Annotated in this window: 20 protein-coding genes; 12 read left to right on the top strand and 8 right to left on the bottom strand. The window is 59.2% G+C overall.

Annotated elements, in window-relative coordinates; all coding sequences use genetic code 11:
- Positions 1 to 14 precede the first annotated feature (14 nt).
- On the bottom strand, positions 15 to 1,718 hold the full coding sequence (locus tag IE111_RS00660) for an L-lactate permease (RefSeq protein ID WP_189606563.1): 1,704 nt from the start codon (positions 1,716 to 1,718) through the stop codon (positions 15 to 17).
- A gap of 166 nt (positions 1,719 to 1,884) precedes the next feature.
- Here IE111_RS00660 and IE111_RS00665 point away from each other — a divergent pair, with 166 nt between their 5' ends.
- The 4 genes from IE111_RS00665 (at position 1,885) to IE111_RS00680 (ending at position 6,637) form a co-directional block, all read left to right on the top strand.
- On the top strand, positions 1,885 to 2,754 hold the full coding sequence (locus IE111_RS00665) for a putative selenate ABC transporter substrate-binding protein (RefSeq protein ID WP_189606564.1): 870 nt from the start codon (positions 1,885 to 1,887) through the stop codon (positions 2,752 to 2,754).
- Positions 2,751 to 3,416, top strand: coding sequence for an ATP-binding cassette domain-containing protein (locus IE111_RS00670; protein WP_189606565.1), 666 nt, complete (start codon positions 2,751 to 2,753; stop codon positions 3,414 to 3,416). Before IE111_RS00665 ends, IE111_RS00670 begins: the two co-directional genes overlap by 4 nt.
- Positions 3,413 to 4,894: a PhnE/PtxC family ABC transporter permease gene (locus IE111_RS00675; protein WP_189606566.1), complete on the top strand. Its 1,482-nt coding sequence runs from the start codon at positions 3,413 to 3,415 to the stop codon at positions 4,892 to 4,894. The genes IE111_RS00670 and IE111_RS00675 overlap by 4 nt, the downstream gene beginning before the upstream one ends.
- Positions 4,895 to 5,020: 126 nt before the next feature.
- Entirely contained in the window at positions 5,021 to 6,637 is a 1,617-nt protein-coding gene (locus tag IE111_RS00680; protein ID WP_189606567.1) for an RCC1 domain-containing protein, read from the top strand.
- A gap of 37 nt (positions 6,638 to 6,674) precedes the next feature.
- On the opposite strand, the gene IE111_RS00685 is transcribed toward IE111_RS00680, so the two are convergent.
- Positions 6,675 to 7,271, bottom strand: a complete 597-nt coding sequence (locus tag IE111_RS00685; RefSeq protein ID WP_189606568.1) for a flavodoxin family protein — start codon at positions 7,269 to 7,271, stop codon at positions 6,675 to 6,677.
- Positions 7,272 to 7,599: 328 nt separating this feature from the next.
- Between IE111_RS00685 and dbpA the strand changes: the two genes are divergently transcribed.
- Complete coding sequence (dbpA, locus tag IE111_RS00690; protein ID WP_229805080.1) at positions 7,600 to 8,982, top strand: ATP-dependent RNA helicase DbpA; 1,383 nt, start codon at positions 7,600 to 7,602, stop codon at positions 8,980 to 8,982.
- 88 nt (positions 8,983 to 9,070) lie between these two features.
- Positions 9,071 to 9,418 carry a DUF2956 domain-containing protein gene (locus tag IE111_RS00695; protein WP_189606570.1) on the top strand — a complete coding sequence of 116 codons (348 nt, stop codon included), beginning with the start codon at positions 9,071 to 9,073 and terminating at the stop codon, positions 9,416 to 9,418.
- Between the two features lie 90 nt (positions 9,419 to 9,508).
- On the opposite strand, the gene IE111_RS00700 is transcribed toward IE111_RS00695, so the two are convergent.
- On the bottom strand, positions 9,509 to 10,816 hold the full coding sequence (locus IE111_RS00700; protein WP_189606571.1) for an ATP-grasp domain-containing protein: 1,308 nt from the start codon (positions 10,814 to 10,816) through the stop codon (positions 9,509 to 9,511).
- A 635-nt stretch (positions 10,817 to 11,451) separates the two neighbouring features.
- Here IE111_RS00700 and IE111_RS00705 point away from each other — a divergent pair.
- The 5 genes from IE111_RS00705 (at position 11,452) to IE111_RS00725 (ending at position 17,695) form a co-directional block, all read left to right on the top strand.
- Positions 11,452 to 11,847, top strand: coding sequence for an ectoine synthase (locus IE111_RS00705; RefSeq protein WP_189606572.1), 396 nt, complete (start codon positions 11,452 to 11,454; stop codon positions 11,845 to 11,847).
- Positions 11,848 to 12,385: 538 nt separating this feature from the next.
- The gene (locus tag IE111_RS00710) at positions 12,386 to 13,462 is read left to right on the top strand and encodes a peroxidase, FMP-type (protein ID WP_189606573.1); all 1,077 of its coding nucleotides are present in this window, start codon (positions 12,386 to 12,388) and stop codon (positions 13,460 to 13,462) included.
- Positions 13,463 to 13,531: 69 nt separating this feature from the next.
- On the top strand, positions 13,532 to 14,770 hold the full coding sequence (locus tag IE111_RS00715) for a ferritin-like domain-containing protein (RefSeq protein WP_189606574.1): 1,239 nt from the start codon (positions 13,532 to 13,534) through the stop codon (positions 14,768 to 14,770).
- A gap of 17 nt (positions 14,771 to 14,787) precedes the next feature.
- On the top strand, positions 14,788 to 16,596 hold the full coding sequence (locus IE111_RS00720; RefSeq protein ID WP_189606575.1) for a LodA/GoxA family CTQ-dependent oxidase: 1,809 nt from the start codon (positions 14,788 to 14,790) through the stop codon (positions 16,594 to 16,596).
- Complete coding sequence (locus IE111_RS00725) at positions 16,589 to 17,695, top strand: NAD(P)/FAD-dependent oxidoreductase (RefSeq protein WP_189606576.1); 1,107 nt, start codon at positions 16,589 to 16,591, stop codon at positions 17,693 to 17,695. Before IE111_RS00720 ends, IE111_RS00725 begins: the two co-directional genes overlap by 8 nt.
- Before the next feature lie 582 nt (positions 17,696 to 18,277).
- Here the strand turns inward: IE111_RS00725 and IE111_RS00730 are convergent.
- The 5 genes from IE111_RS00730 to IE111_RS00750 all read right to left on the bottom strand — a co-directional run bounded on the left by IE111_RS00730 (position 18,278) and on the right by IE111_RS00750 (position 23,351).
- A complete protein-coding gene (locus IE111_RS00730; RefSeq protein ID WP_189606577.1) occupies positions 18,278 to 19,195 on the bottom strand; it encodes an AEC family transporter in 918 nt (305 codons plus the stop codon).
- Positions 19,196 to 19,252: 57 nt separating this feature from the next.
- The gene (locus tag IE111_RS00735; protein WP_189606578.1) at positions 19,253 to 19,795 is read right to left on the bottom strand and encodes a class I SAM-dependent methyltransferase; all 543 of its coding nucleotides are present in this window, start codon (positions 19,793 to 19,795) and stop codon (positions 19,253 to 19,255) included.
- Between the two features lie 93 nt (positions 19,796 to 19,888).
- Complete coding sequence (locus tag IE111_RS00740; RefSeq protein ID WP_189606579.1) at positions 19,889 to 20,701, bottom strand: hypothetical protein; 813 nt, start codon at positions 20,699 to 20,701, stop codon at positions 19,889 to 19,891.
- Between the two features lie 95 nt (positions 20,702 to 20,796).
- The gene (locus IE111_RS00745) at positions 20,797 to 21,906 is read right to left on the bottom strand and encodes a threonine aldolase family protein (protein WP_189606580.1); all 1,110 of its coding nucleotides are present in this window, start codon (positions 21,904 to 21,906) and stop codon (positions 20,797 to 20,799) included.
- Between the two features lie 77 nt (positions 21,907 to 21,983).
- Complete coding sequence (locus tag IE111_RS00750) at positions 21,984 to 23,351, bottom strand: sensor domain-containing diguanylate cyclase (protein WP_189606581.1); 1,368 nt, start codon at positions 23,349 to 23,351, stop codon at positions 21,984 to 21,986.
- Between the two features lie 213 nt (positions 23,352 to 23,564).
- Between IE111_RS00750 and dkgB the strand changes: the two genes are divergently transcribed.
- Complete coding sequence (gene dkgB, locus IE111_RS00755; RefSeq protein ID WP_189606582.1) at positions 23,565 to 24,374, top strand: 2,5-didehydrogluconate reductase DkgB; 810 nt, start codon at positions 23,565 to 23,567, stop codon at positions 24,372 to 24,374.
- Positions 24,375 to 24,393 lie beyond the last annotated feature (19 nt).

Consider the following 24,393-nt stretch of genomic DNA (forward strand, 5'->3'; position numbering starts at 1 on the left):
TCTGACGGGCGACGCTAAGACGTCGCCGTCAACGGATCCCCGATTCCGAACCCGTACATCGCCACCACCGTGATCAAGCCCGCCACCAGCAGATAGTACAGCGTCGGCAGGATGGTCAGTCGCAGTGTTTTGCCTTCCTGCCCCAACAGCCCGACCGTCGCCGAGGCCGCTACCACGTTGTGAATGGCGATCATGTTACCGGCGGCCGCACCGACCGCCTGGGCCGCGACCATCATCGCCGTGGAGACACCCAACAGTTGCGCCGTGTTGAACTGGAAGTCGGACAACATCAGATTCGACAGCGTGTTGGAACCGGCGATGAATGCGCCCAGCGCACCGATGGTGGCCGCGAACATCGGGTAAACCGTACCGACGGATTCCGCCACCAACTGCGCCATGGCCCGGGGCATGGAGGGCAAATCGGCCGCGTTTACGCCCGAGTTGATCAAAATCCGCACCATCGGGATAGTGAACAGCAACACGAAACCCGCACCGAGCAGGGTGCGGCTGGAATCCGCCATGGCGGACTTCAATTGCGGCAACTTCAGGCGGTGCAGCAGGAAAGTCGCCGCCACCACCAACACCATGACCCCGCCCGGCAAATACAGCAGCTGGATCGACCCGCTGATGCCGTCCTGATTCAACAGATTCTGCCAACTGAAGGCCAGCCAGTTGGTGAATACTGACTTCACTTCCGGAACGGTACGCGTGATCACCAGAATAATGGCGAGCAACAGATAGGGCAGCCAGGCCTTAACGATGGACATGGGCTGGCGACCGGCCAGATCGTCCATGCTGACATTGACCTTGCCAAACCACTCCGGCGACCACTGATCGCTCGGCGCGAAATCCCAGGCCTGTTTCGGCACCAGGAAACCGGCGCGGGCAGCGGGCACGACAATGGCCAGACCGACCAAGGCACCCAGCATGGACGGAAATTCCGGCCCCAGGAAGACCCCGGCCGCCATATACGGCAGGGTGAACGACAGACCGGCGAATATCGCGAACGGGGCGACCGAGAACCCTTCGCGCCAGGACCGGTTGGGGCCGAAGAACCGGGTCAGCATCAAACACATGGCGAGCGGCATCAGGGTGCCGATGACACCGTGGGTGATGGCGATTTCCGATACCATCAGCCGGTAATAGGCTTCCCATCCGCTGCCGTTCGCAACGAGTGTTTCCGTGATCGCGGCCTTATCCAGCCCACCCGAGACGCCGACAACGATGGGGGTGCCGACAGCGCCGAACGATACCGGCGTGGACTGGATCATCATGCCCATGACCACTGCCGCCATCGCCGGAAACCCGAGCGCCACCAGCAAGGGCGCGGCGATCGCCGCCGTGGTGCCGAAACCGGATGCCCCTTCCAGAAAGCACCCGAACAGCCAGGCCACGATGATGACCTGAATGCGCCGGTCCGGGCTGATGTCAGAGAAGCCGCTACGTATGGCCGTGAGCGCGCCGCTGTATTTCAGGGTATTAAGCAACAGCAACGCCCCGAAAATGATCCACAAAATACCGGCGGTCAGGATCAGCCCCTGCAGCACCGAGGCGGCGACCCGCATCGGGCTCATCTGCCAAGCCCAGAGCCCGATAACCACGGAGACCAGGAACACCACGGGCATCGCCCGGGCCGCCGGCCAGTGCAAACCGACCAGCAGAATGCCGGCCAACACAATCGGCGCGAAAGCCAGAAGGAACAGCAAGGTTTCGGTCATGATGTCGTTTTCCCTGTTGTTGGGGGTTAATCGTTTAAGTCAGACCAGTCTAACGCAGTTCCAGTAAAATCGGTTGCGCTGGGTCAAACATCAATCGATCTCCCACTTTTGATATACTCCGCCGCCGATTGAAACAAACACTTCCATACCGTAAAAGGACCCCGTGATGACACTCCGCTCATGGATCGCCACCGCCCTGGTGGCCACCTGTTCCACCGCCCTGCCCGCCTGGGCCGACACCTTCGTATTCACCGCCATTCCGGACCAGGACGAGCGCCGCCTCAACGAACGTTTCGGCAAAGTGGCCGACTACCTGGCCGACGAGTTGGGCGTGGACGTCGACTACATCCCGGTGAAGAGCTACCCGGCCGCCGTCAGCGCCTTTCGCAACAACCAGGTGCAAATGGCCTGGTTCGGCGGCCTGACCGGCGTACAGGCCCGACAGCTCGTCCCCGGTAGCCAGGCCATCGCCCAGGGCGAGGAAGACACCGCCTTCAAGACCTACTTTGTCGCCCACGAGAGCACCGGCCTGGAACCGACCGATACCCTGACCGACGCCCTGCGCGACAGGAGCTTTACTTTCGGTTCCAAGGGCTCCACCTCTGGTCGGCTGATGCCGGAATACTACCTGCGCGAACAGTTCGGACAGGCTCCGGAGCAGCTGTTCAGCCGTGTCGGTTTTTCCGGCGACCATTCCCGGACCATCGCCCTGGTCGAGTCCGGTGCCTATGACATAGGCGCGGTGAACTACGCCGTCTGGGAAGCCGAAGTCGAGGCCGGCGAGGTGGACACCGACGCCGTGCAGGTGATTTGGGAGACTCCGGCGTACCCGGACTATCAATGGACCCTTCGCGGCGACGCCGACGCCCGCTTCGGCGACGGCTTCACCCAACGCGTCCAGCAAGCCCTGTTGAACATGACCGACCCGGACCTGCTCGCCGCCTTTCCGCGCAGCGGTTTCATCCCCGCCGAGAACGCGGACTATGCGCCGATCGAGCGCACGGCAGTCACCATCGGCATCATGGACGCCCAGTGACTGGCTTCCGGCTCCAGCAGGCTGCTCTCGCCGTTGACGGTCGCCCCATCCTGCACGACCTGGATTTGACGATTCGTCCGGGCGAGCGGGTGGCGCTGCTCGGCGAGTCCGGCGCGGGCAAGACCACTCTACTGCGGGCTTTGCGCGACCAACACCCGGACCGGGTGGCCTGGTGCCCGCAACAGCCCGGCTTGGTGCCGGTGCTCTCCGTCTTTCACAACCTCTACATGGGCCGGCTCGACCGGTATGCCACGGCCTACAATCTGCTGAACCTGATCCGCCCCACGGCGGCCCGCCGCCACGACCTTGCCAAGCTGGCCGACCGGCTGGGCCTGGGCGAACGGTTGTGGACACCGGTGGAACGGCTCTCCGGCGGACAGCAGAGCCGTGTGAACCTCGGCCGGGCCTTGTATCAGGAACGGCCGGTGTTCATTGGCGACGAGCCGGTCTCCAGCGTCGACGAACGTCAGGGCGCGGACCTGCTCGGGCTGGTGTGCGAACAACACGAGACCGTCGTGCTCGCCCTGCACAACGTCGACCAGGCGCTGACGCACTGCAACCGCATCATCGGCCTGCGGGACGGACGCGTGGCGTTTGACCGCCCAGCCGACCAACTGACCCCGGCCGAGATTAAACCGCTCTACCCTGCGGACGCCTCATGACCGCACGCGCGCTGCCCCGTGACACCGGCGCCCTGCGGCGCACCACCGGCCTGTTCATTGTGCTGGCGCTGCTGTGTCTGCCCTGGGCCGACATCGCCGTGCATACACTGGCCCCCGGCCGGGAACTGGGCCGCCTGGCGCAAGGCCTTCTGTGGCCGCAATGGCCCACGGTCCGCACTCTGGGCGAGGCCATCGCCAGCACCCTGGCCTTCGCCTTTCAGGGCGTAGCGTTGGGTGCCGCGGCCGGTTTCGGCCTGGCGTTGCTGTACCGGCTGCGCGCGGTGCGCTGGTTCGCCGCCTCGCTGCGTGCGGTGCACGAACTGTTCTGGGCGTTGCTGTTCATTCAGTTGTTCGGGCTGAGCGCCCTGGCGGGTGTACTGGCCATTGCCGTGCCCTACGCCGGGATATTCGCCAAGGTGTACGGCGAACTGTTCGAAGAGACCGACCCGGCGCCACGCCGGGCATTGCCGACCCAAACCAGTCGCCTGTCGAGCCTGGTGTTCACCACCCTGCCCCAGGCCTGGCCGCACATGGCCGCCTACACCCGCTACCGGCTGGAATGCGGCATACGCAGCTCCGCCGTGCTCGGCTTCATCGGCCTGCCGACACTGGGCTACCATCTGGAAAGTCTGCTACGGCAGGGCTTCTACGCCGAGGCGGCGCCGTTTTTCTACGCCCTCCTGTTATTAATAGCCACCCAGCACCGCTGGTGCCGGGGCTGGCTGATACCCGCGCTGCTGCTGGCCGCCGTCTGGTGGTTGCCCCCGGTCGCCCCGGTGAACGGCACCCTGATCTGGCAATTCCTGACGCACGACATCGTGCCCGCGCCGCTGCGCAGCGGCACGGACGCACTGCCCTGGCTGATGGACCTGTGGCACGGCCAGTTGTGGCCTGGGCTGATCAACACCCTGGTGCTGGCCATGCTCTCGCTGGTGGTGATGGGTCTGCTCGGCGTGATCCTCTTCCCTGCGGTATCAAAGCTGTTCGGCAACCGCTGGACACGCGGCGCGGGCCACGGCGTGCTGGTGGTGCTGCGTTCCCTGCCCGAATACCTGCTCGCCTTTATCGCCCTGATACTGCTCGGCCCCAGCATGCTGCCAGCAATCATCGCGCTCGGACTGCACAACGGCGCCATCATCGGCCACCTGATCGGCCAATACAGCAACACCCTCATCCTGCGCGAAGACGCCGCCCGAGGCATGAACCGATACTTCTTCGAAGTGCTGCCCAGGCAGTTCCGGCTGTTCTTAGCCTTCTCCCTCTACCGCTTCGAAACCGTCATCCGCGAAACCGCCATCCTGGGCATGCTCGGCATCCCCACCATCGGCTTTTTCATAGACTCCGCCTTCGCCGAATTCCGCTTCGACCGAGCCGTGCTACTGCTCGCCGCTAGCGCCGTATTGAACATAGGCGTGGACGCCTTGGCGCGTCATACACGCCGACGCCTTTACCTGCGACGAACAGTCCAGGTCTGCTGAAGCAAAGGATTCCTCAAGTGAAATGTGGCGAAGAAACCGTCTTCAACATTAAAGCTATAGCTCTTACAATACTCTCACTAAAGCCGTTAATAACAAAGAAATGGTAGTCGATGATTGCCTATTGCAGTGAATACCATCATCACTGTCATTCAACAGGGAACAATAATGCCGTACTTCCGACGATTGTGGCTCACCTTAATCGTGCTCCAGATTATCGCTTGCAGTTCCAGCAACACCGGTGGAAATAAACCTGAAATCACGGAGTTGGGTTTAGTCAAGAACATCACTTCAGAGGAACCACTGGTAGTCGACTCTCAATGCATTCACTGCGATCAGAGTAAGACTCGATACCAGTGGTTTATTGAGGGGATCGACGATCCTGTTTCCAACGGCCATTCCTACTCACCAACGGTTGATCAACTTTCAAAAACACTGACCATACGCGCAACCGTGTACAACAACGATGGTGAATTCAGTGATACAAAACAGGTGACTTACTACCATGATGTTATCACCGACATAGCCAGTACAACGGGTGCATTCGCGGCAACCACTTCGGGAGGATACCTGGCAATCTGGGGAAACAGACGCTCTGGAGGATTCCCTTACGGTGTTGATGAGGAGATTTCCCACGTAAAATCCGTATACAGCAACGACATTGGGTTTGCTGTTGTTAAAACAGATAACACTGCCGTTTCTTGGTCCAACAGACACCCTTGGAACAATGTAGTTCCAGCAAGCACAGTAAATTTAACCAATATCGTATCGATTCAATCTACCAGCCAGGCGTTTGCCGCACTGAAAGATGATGGAACGGTGATCACCTGGGGGGATTCTACAGAAAGCAATAGCAGCGCCGTTTCAGAAAAACTGACTAATGTCGATTCAGTTTATTCAAATCACAATACCTTTGTCGCGATTCGATCAAATGGCGAAGTGGTGAGCTGGGGGTACGATACATACAACTATATCCAGCCTCCCACCTATCTGTTTGATGTCTACAGGATTTACAGCACCCGCTTGGCTTTTGCTGCGTTAATGAAGGATGGCAGTGTCCAAACATGGGGACTGAAATACAGTGGTGGCAACAGCAGCTCTGTCTCTTCAACACTGTCCAACGTAGCGTCTATTCAAAGTACAGAAAGCGCTTTTGCGGCCTTGACAACAGATGGATCGGTTGTGACATGGGGACATGAACTATACGGAGGTGACAGCTCAAGTGTCGCCAACAAACTCAATGGAGTCGTTGAGCTATTCTCTACTTCTGGAGCTTTCGCTGCTTTGAAGAATGACGGCTCTGTAGTGTCCTGGGGTAGTAACTACCATGGTGGTGATAGCAATACAGTCCGCTCCAGGTTGGATGATGTAGCGACCATATACAGTAGCGAGGAGTCATTTGCGGCTCTGAAAGAGGATGGATCCGTCGTCATTTGGGGTAACGACTATCTACTGATGGATAGCAGTCAAAGTCCCGATATTGCGGACATCGCATCAATAACCGCAACAGAGGACACCTTCGTAGGCCTGAAATCAGACGGAACTGTAGTCCGTATGAGCACCAGTTCACTGGGTATGAAAGAAGAAACCGCATTAAATAGCCTTTCTAAGGTTACGAGAGTATTCTCGAACGACAGTGCTTTTGCAGCACTGCAAGCCGATGGTAGCGTAACAACTTGGGGAGGCGCCCTGTCCGGTGGAAATGGATATGAAGTACCGACACTGACACTCCCTTTACCCGATTAACACAACACCACAATTGAAACCAATACAGATTCTGTAGTCACCACTCTGACACCCTCTTAAAGCGATGAACTGTTTCAGCCAATTGCTGACCAAAGTAGCAGGCGGTATCCAGATCTAATGCATTTACATCGGTACCATCCGGTTGTGCGGTCAGCCCCAAATGACTGCCCAATCGGTTCAAACCATCCGGGTGGTGACCACAGGCAACGTCCAGGTTCATCCAGATCATGCCTAGCTGACTGGCCATTATGCTCATGTAGCTGAGCGAGGCCGATTGGTCGCCATTCGGGCAGCCGCCAATCGTCAGGCCGGCCGCCAGCTTGCCGCGCCACAACTGCTCCGAATATCGCGGCCCGGAAATGCCATCGGCAAAGGCTTTGAACTGTGCCGCCGGGCCGCCCATGTAAGTCGGCGAACCGAAGACAATGGCGTCCATTTGGTCCAAAACTCGGTAGGTCTCCGGGTTGCGATAGCGGCCTTCCACAATATCCTTCCCCTGAATCGCTATTTGCCGGACCCGGGTGCCGTCCACCTGTCCCGCTCCCTCCGCGACCTGGCCAGCCATGGCAGCCGTGGTGCCATTGGCACTGAAATACACGATGGCAATGTATCTTTCGTTCTTTGTTGTGTTCATGCTGTGGTCTCTTAAGGTCCGTTCATCGGGGTAGAGTACACAGCCCGCCAATTTTATAAATATAAATGTTTATTTATTAAAACTATCAGCACGCTACCTTCAAGCTATGGCAGCCAGACCGGGCAATTAGTAAAGCTACAGACTGGTCGAATAAATCATGTCAGCTATCTCGACTGTACAGCCGGTACCTGGACGACCGACCAACTTCTTGGGTCGCAGGACGGCTGGGCTTCCCAACCCTTGGTCGCATTCAGCAGCGAGGCCGTGCCGCCTTCCGCCTGAAAATGCGATAGAATCCCCCTCTATCCTTCCTATCAAGAGGCCATTTGTGCCGTCATCGTTTAACTCTCTCCCGCTGTCCGCCGACATGCTGGGGAATCTTGAAACCCTGAATTACACCGAAATGACGCCCATCCAGGCCGAAGCCCTGCCGCTGATCCTTGAAGGCCGGGATCTGATCGCCAAGGCCAAGACCGGCAGCGGTAAAACCGCCGCGTTCGGAGTGGGGTTGCTGCATCACCTGCGGGTGGACAACTACCGGGTGCAAGCCTTGGTGCTCTGCCCCACCCGGGAGCTGGCGGACCAGGTGGCCAAAGAGCTGCGTCGCCTGGCCCGGGCCACCCACAATGTGAAAATCCTGACCCTTTGCGGCGGCATGCCCCTGGGCCCGCAAGTGGGCTCGCTAGAGCACGGCGCCCACATCGTGGTCGGCACGCCTGGCCGTATTCAAGAGCACCTGCGCAAGGGCACCTTGAAACTGGAGGACGTCTCCACCCTGGTCCTGGATGAAGCCGACCGAATGCTCGATATGGGCTTCACCGACGCCATTCAGGCCATCATTGGCGAATGCCCGAGCGAGCGGCAGACGCTGTTGTTTTCAGCAACCTACCCGGATCAGATCGCTCAGTTGGCGGCCCACTATCTTCGTGAGCCGGCCGAGGTGAGCGTCGAAAGCCTGCACCCGAAGAACCAGATCCAGCAGTTCTTCTATGAAGTGGAGGATCGGGCGGATAAATACCCGTTGGTCGAGCGTCTTTTAGCCCATCACCAAGCGGAATCCACCGTCATCTTCTGCCACACCAAGAAAGACTGCCAGGACCTGGCCGATCGACTCAGCGACGACGGCTACAGCGCTCTGGCCCTGCATGGCGACCTCGAACAACGGGACCGCGATCAGGTGCTGATCCGTTTCGCCAACAAAAGCTGCGCCAACCTCGTCGCCACCGATGTCGCCGCCCGCGGCCTGGACATCAAAGCGCTCGATCTGGTCATCAACTTCGAACCGCCCCAGGACCCGGAAGTCTACATACACCGGATCGGTCGCACCGGCCGCGCCGGCCAGGAAGGCGTCGCGGTCAGTCTGGTCACCCCGGCGGAAGGCCACCGCGTCAACCGCATCCAGGCATTACTGGGTGAAACGGCCCATTGGGGCGAGGCCGGACAACTGCCGGATCCGGGCACCGGCGTTATGCAACCGCCCATGGTCACGCTCTGCATCGACGGCGGTAAGAAAAACAAGATCCGCCCGGGTGACCTGTTGGGCGCCCTGACCGGCGAGGCGGGTTTCAGGGCCGAGCAAATCGGTAAGATCGACATTTTCCCGCTCCGCTCCTATGTGGCGGTCAGCCGGGAGATCGGAAAGGCGGCGCTGCAGCGGTTGATGGATGGAAAAGTAAAGGGACGGAAGGTGAAGGTCCGGTTGCTCAAGTGACGAAACCGGGCTGTGGCGACCGATGGTTTTACGCCCGGGCATCGGTGCGTCACAATGCTGAAGACGTCAGATAACGCAGGGCCACACCATGTCGAACAAAGTCTCTCCCGAAGTGCAGGCGGAAGCCGAGCGCATCGCCAGCGGCACCAAACGCCCGGGCCAGACCAAGGAACAAACCAAGGCCATCCGCCAGGGCATCGAGAAAGGCATCGCCGAGTACAAAAAGCAGCAAAAAGCCAAGGCGCGCGAGCGTGATAAAATGAACAAGAAGGAACAGCAGCAACAGGCGGCCGAGCGGCAAGCGGAGACTGAAGAGGCGGTTAAAGAACCACCTGCACAGACTGCCGGAATGGCCTGGTTGCCATGGATGCTCTTAGTCGTCAGTTGGGTGGGATTCGGTGCCTATCTGTGGCTTTCCAGTGGTATGGGCCAATAACCCGGAAGCCATAGCGAGAACTGAACGGTCAACGAGTGCGGAGGCCAATGGTATTGACCACCGCACCCTCGAAAACCTAGACGTAAAAACCTAGACGTAAAAGTCCAACTCCTCCTGCGCTTTGAGCAGATCCCGCATCTTGATCGGATCGTCTCCGTAGAAGAATACCAAACCCCAATGCGTGCCAAAGGCAGACCGTTCCGGCACGGTTTCCTTTTCCGGAGGTACCAGTTCGTGAAAATCGAAATACGGATGCTCGATGGTCTCTTTGGGCATTTCCAGTTTGCTGACCACACGGCGGCGCGGGTAAACCCCGAAGCAGCCGGCATAGCCCTTGGCGCCTTCCACTTCTTTCGGGAAGAACGCATCCACCTCTTCCTGGGTGCTCTTGGGGTCGAAGACCAGCATGGAAGCCTGGTAGGGGCTGAACCCATAGGCCCGTTCAATCAGCTCGAAGGCCTTGAACCCGGGTGGACGATAAGCCACCTCACCGAAGTACATCTCACCGTCGGCGGTGACGAAGTATTCCGGGTGGATCAATCCAAACTGGATGTCGAAGGTTTTGATCAGCTTCTCGATTTGCTGGGTGATCGCCGGACGCCAGCTTTCCAACTCATCGGTGGCCGGTACAAAGACGGAATAGCCCAGAGTCACATACTCGGAGATGTTCAGGAACTTGATCTTGCCGTTGTGAATCCAGGCTTCGACGGCGAATTCCCACCCATCCAGATGGCTTTCCATTAACAGCGGGTACTCTTCGTCCGGGATGTTGTCGATCTCTTCGATCTTGCGAATCATCCGGTGTCCGAGACAGCCCGCCTTGTCGAAGGCCTTGACGTGAATCGGGTCATCGGGGTCGCCGTCGAGTTTGAGCAATGTCTGGTTAACACGCTTCATAAACCGCACGACGTCTTCTTTCTCGTGTGCTTCCTCGAAAATCCCGACGCGAATGCCGCCCAATTGAGCGCGACGTTTCATCAGGGCTTTGTCCCGGAACAAGATGGACTGGCCGTACATTCGCGGGTTGTCCATAAGCACCGAATTGATGGCACCGGACCATTCCACGGTTTCTTCAAACAGAGGAATGGCCGCATCTACGCCTTCGGCTTTCAGCCGTTCGGCGATCTCCATCGAGCGGTCATTCAGGCGCACAAAGTCCCACTGAATGAAGGGGATGTTGTTCGCTTCGCAGAAATCAGCGGCCCAGTCAGGTGCCACCACGACATAACGGCGGTCAAACTTTTGAGCCGCTTTGACAGCATTCAAGCTCCATCCCAGCAAGGCGATGTAGCCCTTGTTCGGGTCTTTGGGGGTTTCGGTTCCGCGCACGGAATCGAGCGTTTGGTCGACCCAGCCCGACAGATCCGTGGATTTGGGTTGTTCGAAATCTTTCGACATACCTTGTTCTCCTAATCCGTTGCATTGGCAGCTGACGCTGATAGTGTCTGCGCCAGACATCAATGCGTAGGCAAGACAGAAGGATGATAGTCCTAATGCCCACCTGTCCCGGGCCAGGTATATGGCCCGATGAACCTCTTCGGTCGGGAACAGGGCGTTCCAGAGGCTGCGTAGGTAGCGAGTAAACACCGGCATACCTATAAGCCGTGTGTTCCGCAAGGCGGGAGAGTGGCGTCAAGAGCTCTTTTTATGCGCCGCTGAATTGTGTGTGGGTTTCCCTGCAGCTCTGTGTATGCACTGTTATCCGGTCGTCAGCGTACAAAGGAGTAAACCCGACCGATCCAAGCACAAGGTAGACCAATATCGAACAGGCTGCCATGTGAGCGCCGAGGAAACCGACTGACGGGCCGAACAGGTGGGTTGAACACTGTGCACCTGTACATTGCCACTGCTTCAGCTACCATTGTCAAGGTTTATACAAGCTCGTCTGGCTGGCAAAATACCCGCACCACTACGCCGGTCGGAACCGATCCGATCGGGTCGATCCGGGCACCGTTGGCTTGGGCGACATGCGAACAGCAGTACCCGAAAAGTCGGTGTGGTCTTTAACGTCAACACTTTATGAGGAAAACAACATGAAAATCGTACGAGTTCAGGACATCATCGGCACGGAACGCGAAGTGAGCGGTCCTGGATGGACCAGCCGACGGATGCTGCTGAAAAAAGATGGCATGGGGTTTTCTTTCCATGAAACCATCATTCCGGCGGGCGCGGAGCTCAACCTGTGGTACAAGCATCACCTTGAAGCTGTCTACTGTGTTGCTGGCAACGGCAGTATTTACGACAAAACCACCGGTGAAACCCATGAAATCACCGATGGCACCTTGTATGCCTTGGACAAGAACGATCCGCACACATTGCGCGGCGGCACCGAAGACATGCGCCTGATCTGTGCGTTCAACCCTCCGGTTACCGGTCGGGAAGTGCACGATGAAGACGGCGCCTACGTTCCGGATGCCGGTGACGACTGAACCTGACACCTACTCCCCACGCTAACGTAGCTGGAAGACTGTGGCGACCCATCAATACGCTTGTTGACCAAAGGCCATGTGGTTGGTCCGCTGTGTAATCAAGCCCCTCGTCGTCGCCCACTTCCAGTCAACCAGCACTGTGGGGATTCCCCTTCAGGAACGGTTTTGATGGCCTCGAGTCGGATGTTCCATTCATCCGCCCTTCCCCTTTTGGTTGAGTCGCTCTCAATTCGTTCCTGAACCTCCCTTCTTATATCCAATGTCCCAGTACAACCGACTCACGTATCGGTCACAACGGTTCTGTGCCTGGCTGTCAGCGGCATTCCATTCAATTTGGTGGTTCTTACAAGTTGAACTATGCTCCCGGAAACACCCACCATAAGGAGACTTGCCGACCTGTAAACCACCCGATGCACTCTTGGGTGCGTCGTCATGAGTATTTCGTCGAGCACTTCCGGCACAGGATCTGCCTCGCTCGACGACCGTGCAACCTTCCAATCGCACTTAAAACCAAAAAAGAAACAACAAGGAGAGATCCATGACGGATAACTATCCGCGCTATACCCCGCATGTACTCGACCTGCCTGCGGACTATGGAGTACTTGAACAACTGCAAGGAACCTGGGTCAATCACAACCCGGACAACACCACCCAGGGCTGGGGCATTCACACCACCTGCATGCCCTCTCCCGGTTCCAATTCCGAAACCATTCCCGGCAAATTTCACTTTCTGTGTGAAAACTACACCGAAGAACTGACGTTCAACCTGGTTCCCGGCGGTGTGCGTAACCGCGGAGGCACCAACGAACAGTTTTGCGGTGCGGTGGAGTACTCGCAGAAGATCAACGACCTGAAGGGCACCTTGCTGCACGCCGAGAACGGCATGTACCTGTGGCTCAACGATGTGTACAACCACCCGGCCGATGATGAATCCATCATGACCGACATCGGTTTCCCGGAACTGTCCGCCGGCGATGGGTCCAACGGCCCGCAGTATGTTCCGGCCTATCAGGTGTCCCGCAGTGGTACCATTCCGCACGGCAGTACCATCCTGCTGTTCGGCAAGAGTTCAGAGCCGCAACCCGGCGCGCCAATATTTCCGACCGGCGACGCCACCTGGGACCCGGCGCACCTGGCCATCTCCCCCAGCATGGGAGGCGCCGGAGCCTCGCCATCGAACCCCATCAACCTGGACGAACCCGCCCCGGACTGGGTACACGACAAAAGTCTGCCCGATCGGGACCCAAGCGGTAACCGCACCTACACCCAACGGATTCTGGCGCACGAGCTGTACCCCTATTCGGTCCGGCCGGATCTGAAACTGCGCGACGTTCTGAACAAGCAGACGGTCAAAAGCCATACCCTGCTCAACATGCAGACCCGCGAACCGGGCGGTGCCCAGGGCGGTGTGTTGAACACACCCTTTGTTCAGCGTTTTACGCCGATACGCGAAATGCAGTTCCGGCTCTGGATCGAGACCATCGAGGAAAACGGGAAAGAGGTTCTGCAACTGCAGTATGAACAGATCCAGTTCTTCGAATTCCAGTTTGGTACCGATGGCGGCACCACACGCTGGCCTCATATTCAGGTGAACACGCTAAGGAAAAAAGCCTGACTTTCCGAGCAATCATAGGTTGAGCGCCGTACCCGATCCCGGCGCTCGCCTCACAAGGAGATGGATACTATGTCGACCACCGAAACGGTCGCGGCCCCCGCAGGGCTGTTCAGCCGTCTGCAAGCCGGCCCGACCCGAAAGGACCTTCAGGACGCCGCCCAACTGGCGCTGCAAGTGGAATTCACCACGGTCCCCACCTACCTCAGCGGCCTTTACTCCATTTCGGACACCGGCAGCTACGCCTACCAAACGCTGCGCAGTGTTGTGATGGAGGAAATGTTCCACGTCAATCAGGCGGCGAACATCATTGTCGCTCTGGGGGGCGTGCCCAAATTCACCGGCGATGCCGTACCGGTGTTTCCGGGTTATTTGCCCCAGGCCAACCCGGATACAACGCCCTATCTGGGCCTCTATCGAGCCAGCCCGGACGTGTTCAGGAATGTCTATGAAGCCATCGAGACACCGGCGGCATTCGGAGCGCCGGCACAGGGTGACAACTACGACAGCATCGCGCAGTTGTATTCGGCGTTGGTGAATGCTGTCGAGTCCTATGACGGAAACCCCTTCACCACCGACGGCCCCGGACGCCAGCGGACCGACATTTATCTGGGCAAGTTCGGGGGCAACGTCGAGCCGGTCGTGGATATGGAAAGCTTCAAGCTGGCGGTGCAGGAAATTATTCAACAAGGGGAAGGCACGGTTCCGCCGCAGGCGCCGATGAACCCCCTCGAACAATACGGCAGTTACAATCACTACGGCCACCGTACCGATGGCACCTACGGCCCCATCATCGGTACGCCCTATGAACTGAGCCACTTCATGAAGTTTCGCAGTGTGGCCAACAGCCCGAAAGATTTTCCGGCCACCTATCCGGTGATCTCCAACCCCAATCAGGACGACTACACCAACCCGCAGGCCCAGCAACTGTCCTGGGTGTTTGATCTGTGTTACACCCTGATGCTGCACGCCTTCGAAAAGTCGTTCTCGGCCGATGCGCCCGACCCCTACTTCAACGTGGTGCTGAGCATCATGCATGGCGTGCTGCCTCACCTGGCCCGTTCGCTGATGCAAACACCGGCACTTCGAGACGGCGACGGTTCGGTCGGCCCCAACGCTGCCCCCGGCTGGCGCAGTCTCGATGGCGGGTCGGTGAGTCCCGACACACTGGCTCGGGAGCTCGAACACATCCTCACCGGCTATACCGGTAGCCGCGCCGACACCACGGTTCGTTCACTGCTGCACGAGGCGCACAAGAACAGCGTCGAAGTGGCGACCCTGTCCGAACAACTGGGTTTGAACTCGCTCTAAGACGAAGGGAATTCACCATGTCTCACTATAAAGTTTTTCCGCCCATTGGCATTGCCCGTGTGGGCAACGCCCCCACGGATTTTTACATCGGTCCCGAAACCTATCGTGGACTGCCGACGACCGTGGAAGGAGCCACCATCACCGAAAAGGGCTTTCGGGACGCCCAGGGCCGACTCTGCCGACAGGCGGCTCGTTTTCGTATTTACGACGACGACAACAACGAAATCACGCTGAACACCGCCGGCGTGAAGTCCATCACCTGGACGGTCCACATGGCCAACAAAAAAGCCAGTTGGTACGAATTCGCCACCAACGAAGGCGAGCGGGGCTACAGCAGCACGCACCCGCTGCGCAACGCGAGCGTGAAAGGCGACGATCGCCGCAAATTGATGATCGATCCCGGCCCCCGGACCATCACCGGAGCCGGGGCCGGCCCCGTCGCCATGGATCGGGAATCGGTCCCGAACGGCTACACCGGTGCGCATTTCCCGGAAGGCACGCTCTACCCGAACAAGGACAGCATCGACACCCTGGGTGAACTGCGTACCGACACCGACGGTCGCTTGCTGGTACTCGGCGGGCTGGGCGTTTCCGGTACGCGGGACCCGGCCGCCACCATCCAGCAATACGCCAATAACGACGGTTGGTGGGACGACACCGGCGACGGCCCGGTGCGCGCGCAGATCGAATGGGACAACGGTCAGGTCGACACCGTGGATGCCGCCTGGGTTTCCGTGGCACCGCCGTCGTACGCTCCGGAACTGGCCAACCTGGTGACCCTGTGGGACACCATCTTCGACAGCGCCGTCCGGGCCGGTCATTACCCGTCCATCTGCGAAAACGGCTACTGGCACAGCGGGGCCCAGGGTTATCGGCCCAACTTCCAGACCGAGATCAAACCTCTGCTGGAACGCGCCGCGACCTACACCTGGGTGGCCGCCATTCCGCCCAAAGCCCACAGCTTCGATATGGACGGGCTGGGCACTGTGCCGGGTGGTAACGAAGACGGTTTTCTGGGTTTGCGCAACTGGATTCTCGACATCCTGCGGCCGCCCAACCAGGAAAACACCCTGATCTCGAAGCGGGGCTCCACGATGATGCCCTATCTGGCCGGGGACAACTGTCTGAAGGAAGGCACGCTGGTGTCCAACTATCTGCGCCTGACCGATACCCAGTACTTCTTCCTGCAGCAATGGGCCGCGGGCCACTTTGTGAACGAAACGCCGCAAACGCCCGCACCGCAAGCGCTGACCCGCAGCGTGCTGGACAACTGTGTGGGCGGCGCTTTTTCGCCCGGTATCGAACTTACCTGGATCTCGCGCGACCGCGCCATCTATCGGGATGACGATCCGCTGCGCATCAACGCCGCCGAACCCACCGAAGGTCCCCTGAACCTGGGTTTCACCCCCGAAGCCATGGAGCCCGGCGACCTGACGCGCTACATGGCCATTCCCTGGCAGGCGGACTTCAACGAGTGTTCGTCGCAACCGATTGGTGACCGGGTGCTGTGGTGGTGGCCGGCGCAACGGCCGGAGTTTGTCTATCTGGAAAAGGAACCGCAGCCGGACAACGAAGCGTTCATGAAACTGGCCGCCGGCACCGCGTCGGACCTGCCGACACCCAGTCAGCAAACCCCGAACCAGTATCCCTGGGTCGGCACCGGGTTCGACCAGACGCGGGATGACTTCATCTCCTTCGCGGACGACACCCAGATGGTGGAATACTGGTCCAAACTGGGGTTTGTCATGGGTAAGGAGATCGACGGCGAACAACGCTTTGTCGAAGTGGCCCGGACCCTGCCCAGGCCGTTCAACAGCGATGACTGAGTGTGACGTCGTGATTGTCGGAGCCGGCCCGGCCGGTTCCGCCACGGCCCTGGCCCTGCTCGGGGCCGGGGTCGACCGCATCGTGTTGATCGACAACCCCAAGCCCCGTCCTTTCAGCATTGGTGAATCCGCCGCACCCGATGTGGCGACCAAGCTGCGCTTGCTGGGCTGTTCGGACAACCTGGCCGACCTTGGCCACACACCCTATCAGGCCAATCTGTCGCGCTGGGGAGGCGAGCGTCGATACGACGATTTCCTGCACCGCGCCACCGGACACGGCTGGCATCTGGATCGGGCCCGGTTCGATCGGGATCTGCGTGATCAGGCGGCCGATCGTGGCGCAACAACAATGCGGCCGGCCAAGTTGGAACACCTGACATTCGAAGCGGACCAGTGGCAATTGATGGTGCAACAAGAGCAGCGGACCCACAGAGTCCGCTGCCGCTACCTGGTGGACGCCAGCGGTCGCCACAGTGCCCTCGCCCGTCAGCTCGGCGCTGAACGCAAACGCATCGACACCCTGACAGCCCTGGCCTGGACGGTGCCCGATGGCACCGCACTCAGCGGCCTGTCCATGGTGGAATCCTGTGCGGAAGGCTGGTGGTACGCGACCTGTTTGCCCAATGGCCAGGGGGTGGTTTCACTGATGTCGGACGCCGATCTGATCCGCCAGCACAATCTGCGGGACTCCGAAACACTCAGGCATCTCTGGCGGCACAGCGTGGAACTGAAACGCTGGCTCCCTCCGAGTGATGCGGCCTCAATCGACCCTGTGGCTTTCGCCGCCCACAGCGGCTTCCTGACGCAACCGGTCGGCCCCGGCTGGATCGCGGTCGGCGATGCGATGGCGGCATTCGACCCACTTGCGTCCGCCGGTATCGCCAATGCGCTGGGGGACACTCTGGCCGCCAGACCGGCGATTCTGGGCTGGCTGGAACAGCACAGCCTTGCACCGGCCGAAGCCTATGCGGATCGGGCGAATTCGGGGATCGAACGCTTCCTCAGGGAATGGCTGCTACAGTACAGCCGGGAGACACAATGGCTGGATCAGCCGTTTTGGCAACGGCGTCGCAAGACTCACGAGAAGGCCTTTCGATGAGCATCACACCCGATTTCAGCGATCAAGTGGTTGTCGTCATTGGCGGAAGCAGTGGCATCCGCCGAACAGTTCGCCACATACGAAAAAGGGGCAGCCGTGGCTGCCCCTCTCTGAAAATCGGGTATCGTCCTGATCGCATCATCCTGATGCCGGTACGTCCTGTACCGCTGTAAAATACCTGTCCGGGTATCGGTTCCTCGCCGTCCTGCCTTCCGTGGTTGCCAGCGTCCGTGCTGCGTCGCTTTCGCGATGTCCTCGGCGCTTCCGCTGGCCTGCCTTCCTGGCGTCTGGGCTTTTCCGTCTGCGTTCATCGTGAACAGGGCAAAGTATAGGGGATTGGAAGAGTCTTGTTTGGCTTAAATCCAATCAAAGTGGCCGCTTCAGTCGCATCCGATGCAACAACACCGCATGATACGGGCCGCTCAGAGCCGTGTCGGTTTGTGACACCGTTCACTTATTGGTGCTGACTGACACGACGTGTAGGAAATGTCTTACAAGAGGCATGGGAGATTTGGAACACGCTGATCGCTATTCCGCCAACGCATCACCCTGGAGGTCCAACCACTCGAATCGAGTGCTGTGTCAGCCCCCGACCACAACCATCATCCAAAGCGGCAGCACGGCAAAGGCGAGCAGGGTCTGGGCGGTAATCAGCGTGGCCATCAGAGAAGCGTCGCCCCCCAACTGCCGGGCCAGAATGTAGGCCGACGACGCCGTGGGCAGGCACCCGATCAGCACCAGGATCTGTTGCTGCAGCGTCGATAGCCCGACCATCACCGCAACCGCCCAGAGCGTGGCCGGCATCACCAGAAACTTCAGCGTACTGGACATCAGAACCGGTCCCCAGTCATGCCCCAGTGCTTTGACATTCAGCGCCGACCCGACCGCCAACAAACCCAGGGGTAAGGCGGCTGACCCTAACAACTGCAGGGTTGGCGCGGACCATCCCGGTAATCCGATGAGCGTGGCGTTCAATAACAAGCCTATCGCACAGGCCAGAATCAACGGGTTGGTGATCAGCCCGATGAAAACGGCACGACCGTTCACTCCTTCCTCGCCAACCCACCAGGCGAAGATCAGCACACAGCCCACATTGACCAGCGGAATCATGATCCCCAACGCCAGAGCCGCCTGGGCGACACCCGCCTCGCCGAAGAGTGCGGAAGCCACGGCCAGGCCGATGTAAGTGTTGAACCGAATCGCACCCTGATACAGCGACGTCATGCTGGCCCCGTTGAATCGCAGAAACCGGTAAAGCAAGGCCATCAGACCGGTCACCAGCAGCAAAGACACCATAACCACCGCCGATAGAGCCCCCAGTGAACCCAGGGAGAACTCCGCCAGCGCCAAACGATGAATCAGCAAAGCGGGAAACAACACGTAGTAGGTAAGACGCTCGATGCCCGGCCAATAATCCGTACCCGGAAGGTTGATCCGATTCAGGAAAGCACCGATCACGATCAACAGAAAAACCGGACCCAGGGCATTGGCGATCATCATGACATCATCTTTTCTGAACGGGAGGGCGACGGCGCATTGTACCGTCGCGACCACCGATCAACCATGACCCAGACGGTATTGGTAGATGGGCGTGTTGTAGAGTTCGTTGACGCGTACGGTGCGCTCGGCCCGGGCACCGGGCATGGCGAAACCGACGCTGAACAGCGTGCCGGCCCAACCCGCGGATGCGTCGAACCGCTCACATAAACGGGCCATCTGCGTCGGGTTCAGGTAGCAGACCAGAACCCGGGCATGGCGCAGGTCCGCTTTAAGGAAATCACCTCGGTGGAGTGTGAGGTTGTCCAGTCTCAGTACGGCTTTCAAGAGCCGACTGACCATCCAGGGCAGCCAGGACAGCTCGTAGCCCTCGACCCGGTGCCGGGGGAAACGTCGTGCCATGGCGATCACCAGGCTGCCCCAGCCGGAACCGAGGTCAACCAGGGTGACAGCGGGAGCTTCGGGCACGGTGTCCGACAGGCAGTCCAGCAGTGCTCGCCTGGACCGTCCTGAACTGGGCATGGGCGGGACGCTGGTGCGAAGCGTCGAGTAGAGTATGGACATCAGCGCCAGCAGACACAGGCTGCCGACAATCACGGTCATCCAGGGCATCGGGTCGGGAGTCGGTCGGGAAGTGAGGTCAGGTAACCGGAGCCCGCCACGACGGCGGACTCGGGTGCTTCAAGTGCCGGTGAATCAGACATCGATACCCAACTGACTGCGGGCACCGCTGCCGTAATCCTGAAGCTCGATGGTGTAGTTCTCGGTGGGCAGCTTTTCGACATCCTCCCCGGTGTCTTCACCGTTCGAGACCGACACCTGATGCTTGACCACACCGCCCGGAACCCGGTCGCTCAGCCACCAGAGCTGGCCGGCGGTGGTTCCGCCGCCAAAACGTACGCGGGTGGCCTCAAAGGTCCCGGCCGGTACCCGGATGGTCTCACGGCCTTCGGTCGCGCCGGCGATGCTTTCCTCGGAGAGGACCACGGGCGCCTGATAGTTCTGTTCGGCCACCGGCAGCTCCTGGGGTTCCTCGTCGTCCGGGAACTGGGCGCGCATGCGCAACATCTTCTGCCGGTTCTCGGTAAACAGCGCCTCCATAACGATCACGTCATCACTGGCGTTGTCGTGGTACACCACCTGCCACCATTCCTCACCGTTCGCCTTGCGGTGCAGCAACGCCCGTTTCATCCGGTTGGTCGGTACGTTTTCATCTTCGGAAACCACCGCCCACTCGGTGTATTCACCGGGTTGATAGTCTCGCCCTGCGGTTTCCACGGAATACCCCTGGGCATTGAATGCCATTCGGGTCAAGTAACCGGCGTACCACTGGGTGAATTGCGGTGAATACCGACGCACAATGGCCTGGCCAATGGCTTCACCGACGACCTTGCCGGCGGCTTCACCGGCCGAGGTCGTGGCTGAATTCAGCGCGCCGACCGGGTCTATGGACGCACAGCCGGTCAGTCCGACGAGGGTGAACAGCAGAGCACAGAGACGGTACTTCATGAAGGGCCACTCCTTGTGGTTGGGGGTTCGGATCGAACAAAAAGCCTATCCTCCAAGGAGGGGCCCCACAACCCCCCAAACGAGCGACCCCATTCTCAGGAGGCCGACGACGCCAGATCCTCGCTGAACCGCTCGATCCAGTGCGACCACTGCTCACGGCTCAACATACCGAACGCATCGCCCAGGCTGATCTCACTGAAGATGACGCCCTCGTCCACCTGATACGGCGGCGGAATGATCGAGACGTCATGCGTTCGCATCCAGTCGGCCGCTCGATCCAGCCACTGATCCGGCTGGCATTCAAACCGGAGCCGGAACATGGCGGTGTGGGGTTCACGCGGCCAGGTGGACAGCCCGGGAATCCGGTTCAGCTCGCGGGCCAGCCAGCGGGCCTGCTCGTGGCGTTCGGGCATGGCCGGCCGATGTCGATCCAGCCCGGCGCGGGCGGCGATAACATAGGGATACAGCGCGTACAGGGTGCCACCGGCTCGTCGCTGCCATACCCGGGCGCTGTCGATGAAATCCCGGTCGCCCGCCAGAACGGCACCGGCAATACCCCCCAGATCCTTGTAGAAGCTGACATAGACGGAATCGAACAAACCGGCGATTTCGTCCAGTGACTTGTCATAGGCGGCCGGGCACTGCCAGAGCCGAGCCCCGTCCATATGCAGCTTGATGCCCCGTGAGCGGGCCCATTGGCTCTGTTCGACCAGATCGTCCCACTTCGGCAGTTGGCCGCCGATTTCACGCATGGGCAGTTCCAGCAGAATGGCGGCCAGCGGGTCGCGAGCCGCATTTCGCAGGTCTGTCAGTTGGGGGACCGTATGGGGGGCGCCCATCGTCACGCCCTTAAGCCCATACAATACCTGGTAGCTGTTGTGTTCATACAGGGTCACATGGCTGGTTGGAGGCAGGGCGACGTAGTCACGGCCGGCTCGGTCCGCCCAGATGCGCAGGGCAATGGGCTGCGCCTGGGTGCCACTGGGCATAAACACCGCGGCTTCCTTCCCCAACATCGTTGCCACATCCCGCTCGAATTGTTCGATGAGGGCACCGGTGCCGTAGTTGTCCGTGGATTCATTCGGGTCGGTCGAATCCGCCAAACGCTGAAGGGATTCCTTGACGGACTCGGGGCGGTGCCGGTTAACGCGGTATGCACAGCGGTTGGACACCTCCCGGTAAGTATCGAGCGAGGATGAAGACATTGGCGAGATCCATCGGTTGAAAGTCACCGCACAGTGTAACCCGCGGGCTGGTCACACTTGAATACACCGGGCGGTTCTCAGTCGGCGCAGGTCACCCGATTTCGTCCGGAGGCTTTTGCCGCGTAGAGGGCGCGATCGGCTCGATTGAGCAGGCCATCCGGCTCTTCCGCGTCGGCCAGTTCAGCCACACCGACGCTTGTTGAAATCTGAAACTCAGCGTCGTCTGACGCCATTCGAACGGCCTCGATACTCTGTCGCAGCCTCTCTGCCAATCGGGCCCCTGTTTTTAACTCCGTCTCCGGCAGCAATACGGTGAATTCTTCACCGCCCATACGCGCAAAGAAATCCGTGTCGCGCAATTGCGAGCGGACAGTGTCCGCCAGCATTCGCAATACGGTATCTCCCATGACATGGCCGAAACGGTCATTGACGGATTTGAAGTGATCGACATCCAAAGCGAGCAATGTAAGTGGATGCCGGTACCGTCTACTGCGCTGAATCTCGTCACTGAGTTCCTCCATGAACGCTCGGCGATTGGCCGTTTCGGTAAGCGGGTCGGTACGGGCCATGTAGTTGAGTTGTTCCGTCAGCCGCTCGTGTTCGGTCACATCCCGATAAAACCAGATGCGCCCCCAGTACCGACCCGTTTCATCGCGCAAGCCTCTTGAATAACGCTCAAGGACATTGCCGTTCTTCAGATCGATGCGATAACTCCTCTCTTCCTGGTCGAGGTGCCGATAGAGTTCCATAATTCGTTCAACGAACTCATCCGGGTTTTCGACCTGATTTCGCACGGCTTCAAGGGCACTGCGCCCATCGCCTGCCTGCAAGATGTCCTCCGGAATATCCCACATTTCCAGGAAACGACGATTCCAGGTTTTTATCTCGTTGTTGGCGTCGACGACCAGGATGCCGTCCGGAGATTCATCGAGATAAACGCTCATCAAGGTGGATTGGTAGCGTGTTTGAAGCTTTAAACGAACCGCATCGCTGATCTCGTAAGCCGTACCGAGTATGCGAAATACTCTGCCTTCGACGTTATAAAACGGCACCAGTGTGGTTCGCCAATACTTTTCCCCTACCGGCAGGTCGAGCAACTCTTCATACTGGATCGCGGCACCTTCACGGATGCATCGGCTGTAGTTTTCCTTGACCCGTTTCGCTGTTTCGGAATCCAATATCGAGTCCAGTGTGCGCCCCGCAACATCCTCATGGCGCAGTCCGGTCATTTGCTCATGGGTTTCGTTGATGGCCGAGAGGTGAAATTCCCGATCGGGCGTTACGTCGACGATAAATGCCGCAATCCCGAGGTAATTGATGACCTCGCGCAGCTCGCCAGGATCCTGACTGGACAGCAACCCTCTCAGCATGTTCACCTCTGGTTGACGTGCGGCACCGTTCTTAACTATAGACCGACTGGCGTCCATCGCATTGATCTCGGTCACCTTCCTGGTTTCATGCCGCCTCTAACGCCGATCGGCCATCAGGATCAGGCTGATTGCGAATCAGACGGGTAATGGAGGATACGTTCGAGCGATCCCACTGGATTGGCCTGATCGTGCCCATTCAACCTGGGTTCGGCGGGATGCTTTAAATGACGGAATCCGCCCCAAGTTTTTGTATTTGTAACCAATTTCACAAATACAGGAGCGAACTGCATGAGTTTCAATACCCTGCCCCAACCCGGCTTTGGCACGTTTCGCCTGAAAGACGAGGTGGTTCGCAAAGCCGTAGGGGATGCGCTGGACCTCGGCTACCGGCACATCGATACCGCTCAGATTTACGATAACGAATCCGATGTTGGACAGGCCATTGCCAACAGTCCGGTGGCGCGGGAAGACATTTTTCTGACCACCAAGGTGTGGATGGACTATTACCGCCAGGCGGATTTTCAGAACAGCGTGAAAGACAGTCTGAAACGGCTGCAGACGGACTACGTCGACCTGCTGCTGTGTCATTGGCCATCACCGGACAACGAGGTACCGATGGCGGAATACCTGGGCGAACTGAAGGCGGCCCAGGATGCGGGCCTGACGCGCCACATTGGCGTGTCGAATTTCACCAACGCACAGTTGGATGAAGCGATCTCGATCCTGGGGCCGGACGTGCTGCTGACCAACCAGGTTGAAGTACACCCCTTTCTGCCTAACCGCTCCGTGGTTGAACACGGCAAAGCGAACGGATTAACCATCACGGGCTATATGCCTCTGGCGGTCGGCGCGGTGAATGACGACCCGACACTGCAAGCCATTGGCGAGGCGCATAGCCTGACGGCCGCTCAGGTATCGCTGGCCTGGGTGCATCAACAGGGCATCGTCACCATTCCTTCCTCCACCAAACGGCACCACATCGAGAGCAACCTGAAGGCCTTCGACGTACAGCTCAGCGACGACGAGATGGCACGCATCGACGGACTGGCACGCGGTCAGCGGATTGCGAACCCGGACTTCGCACCCGATTGGGACTGAATCCACAACGCTCCGGATA

The organism is Saccharospirillum salsuginis, from assembly GCF_014651855.1.
Lineage (GTDB): Bacteria > Pseudomonadota > Gammaproteobacteria > Pseudomonadales > Natronospirillaceae > Saccharospirillum > Saccharospirillum salsuginis.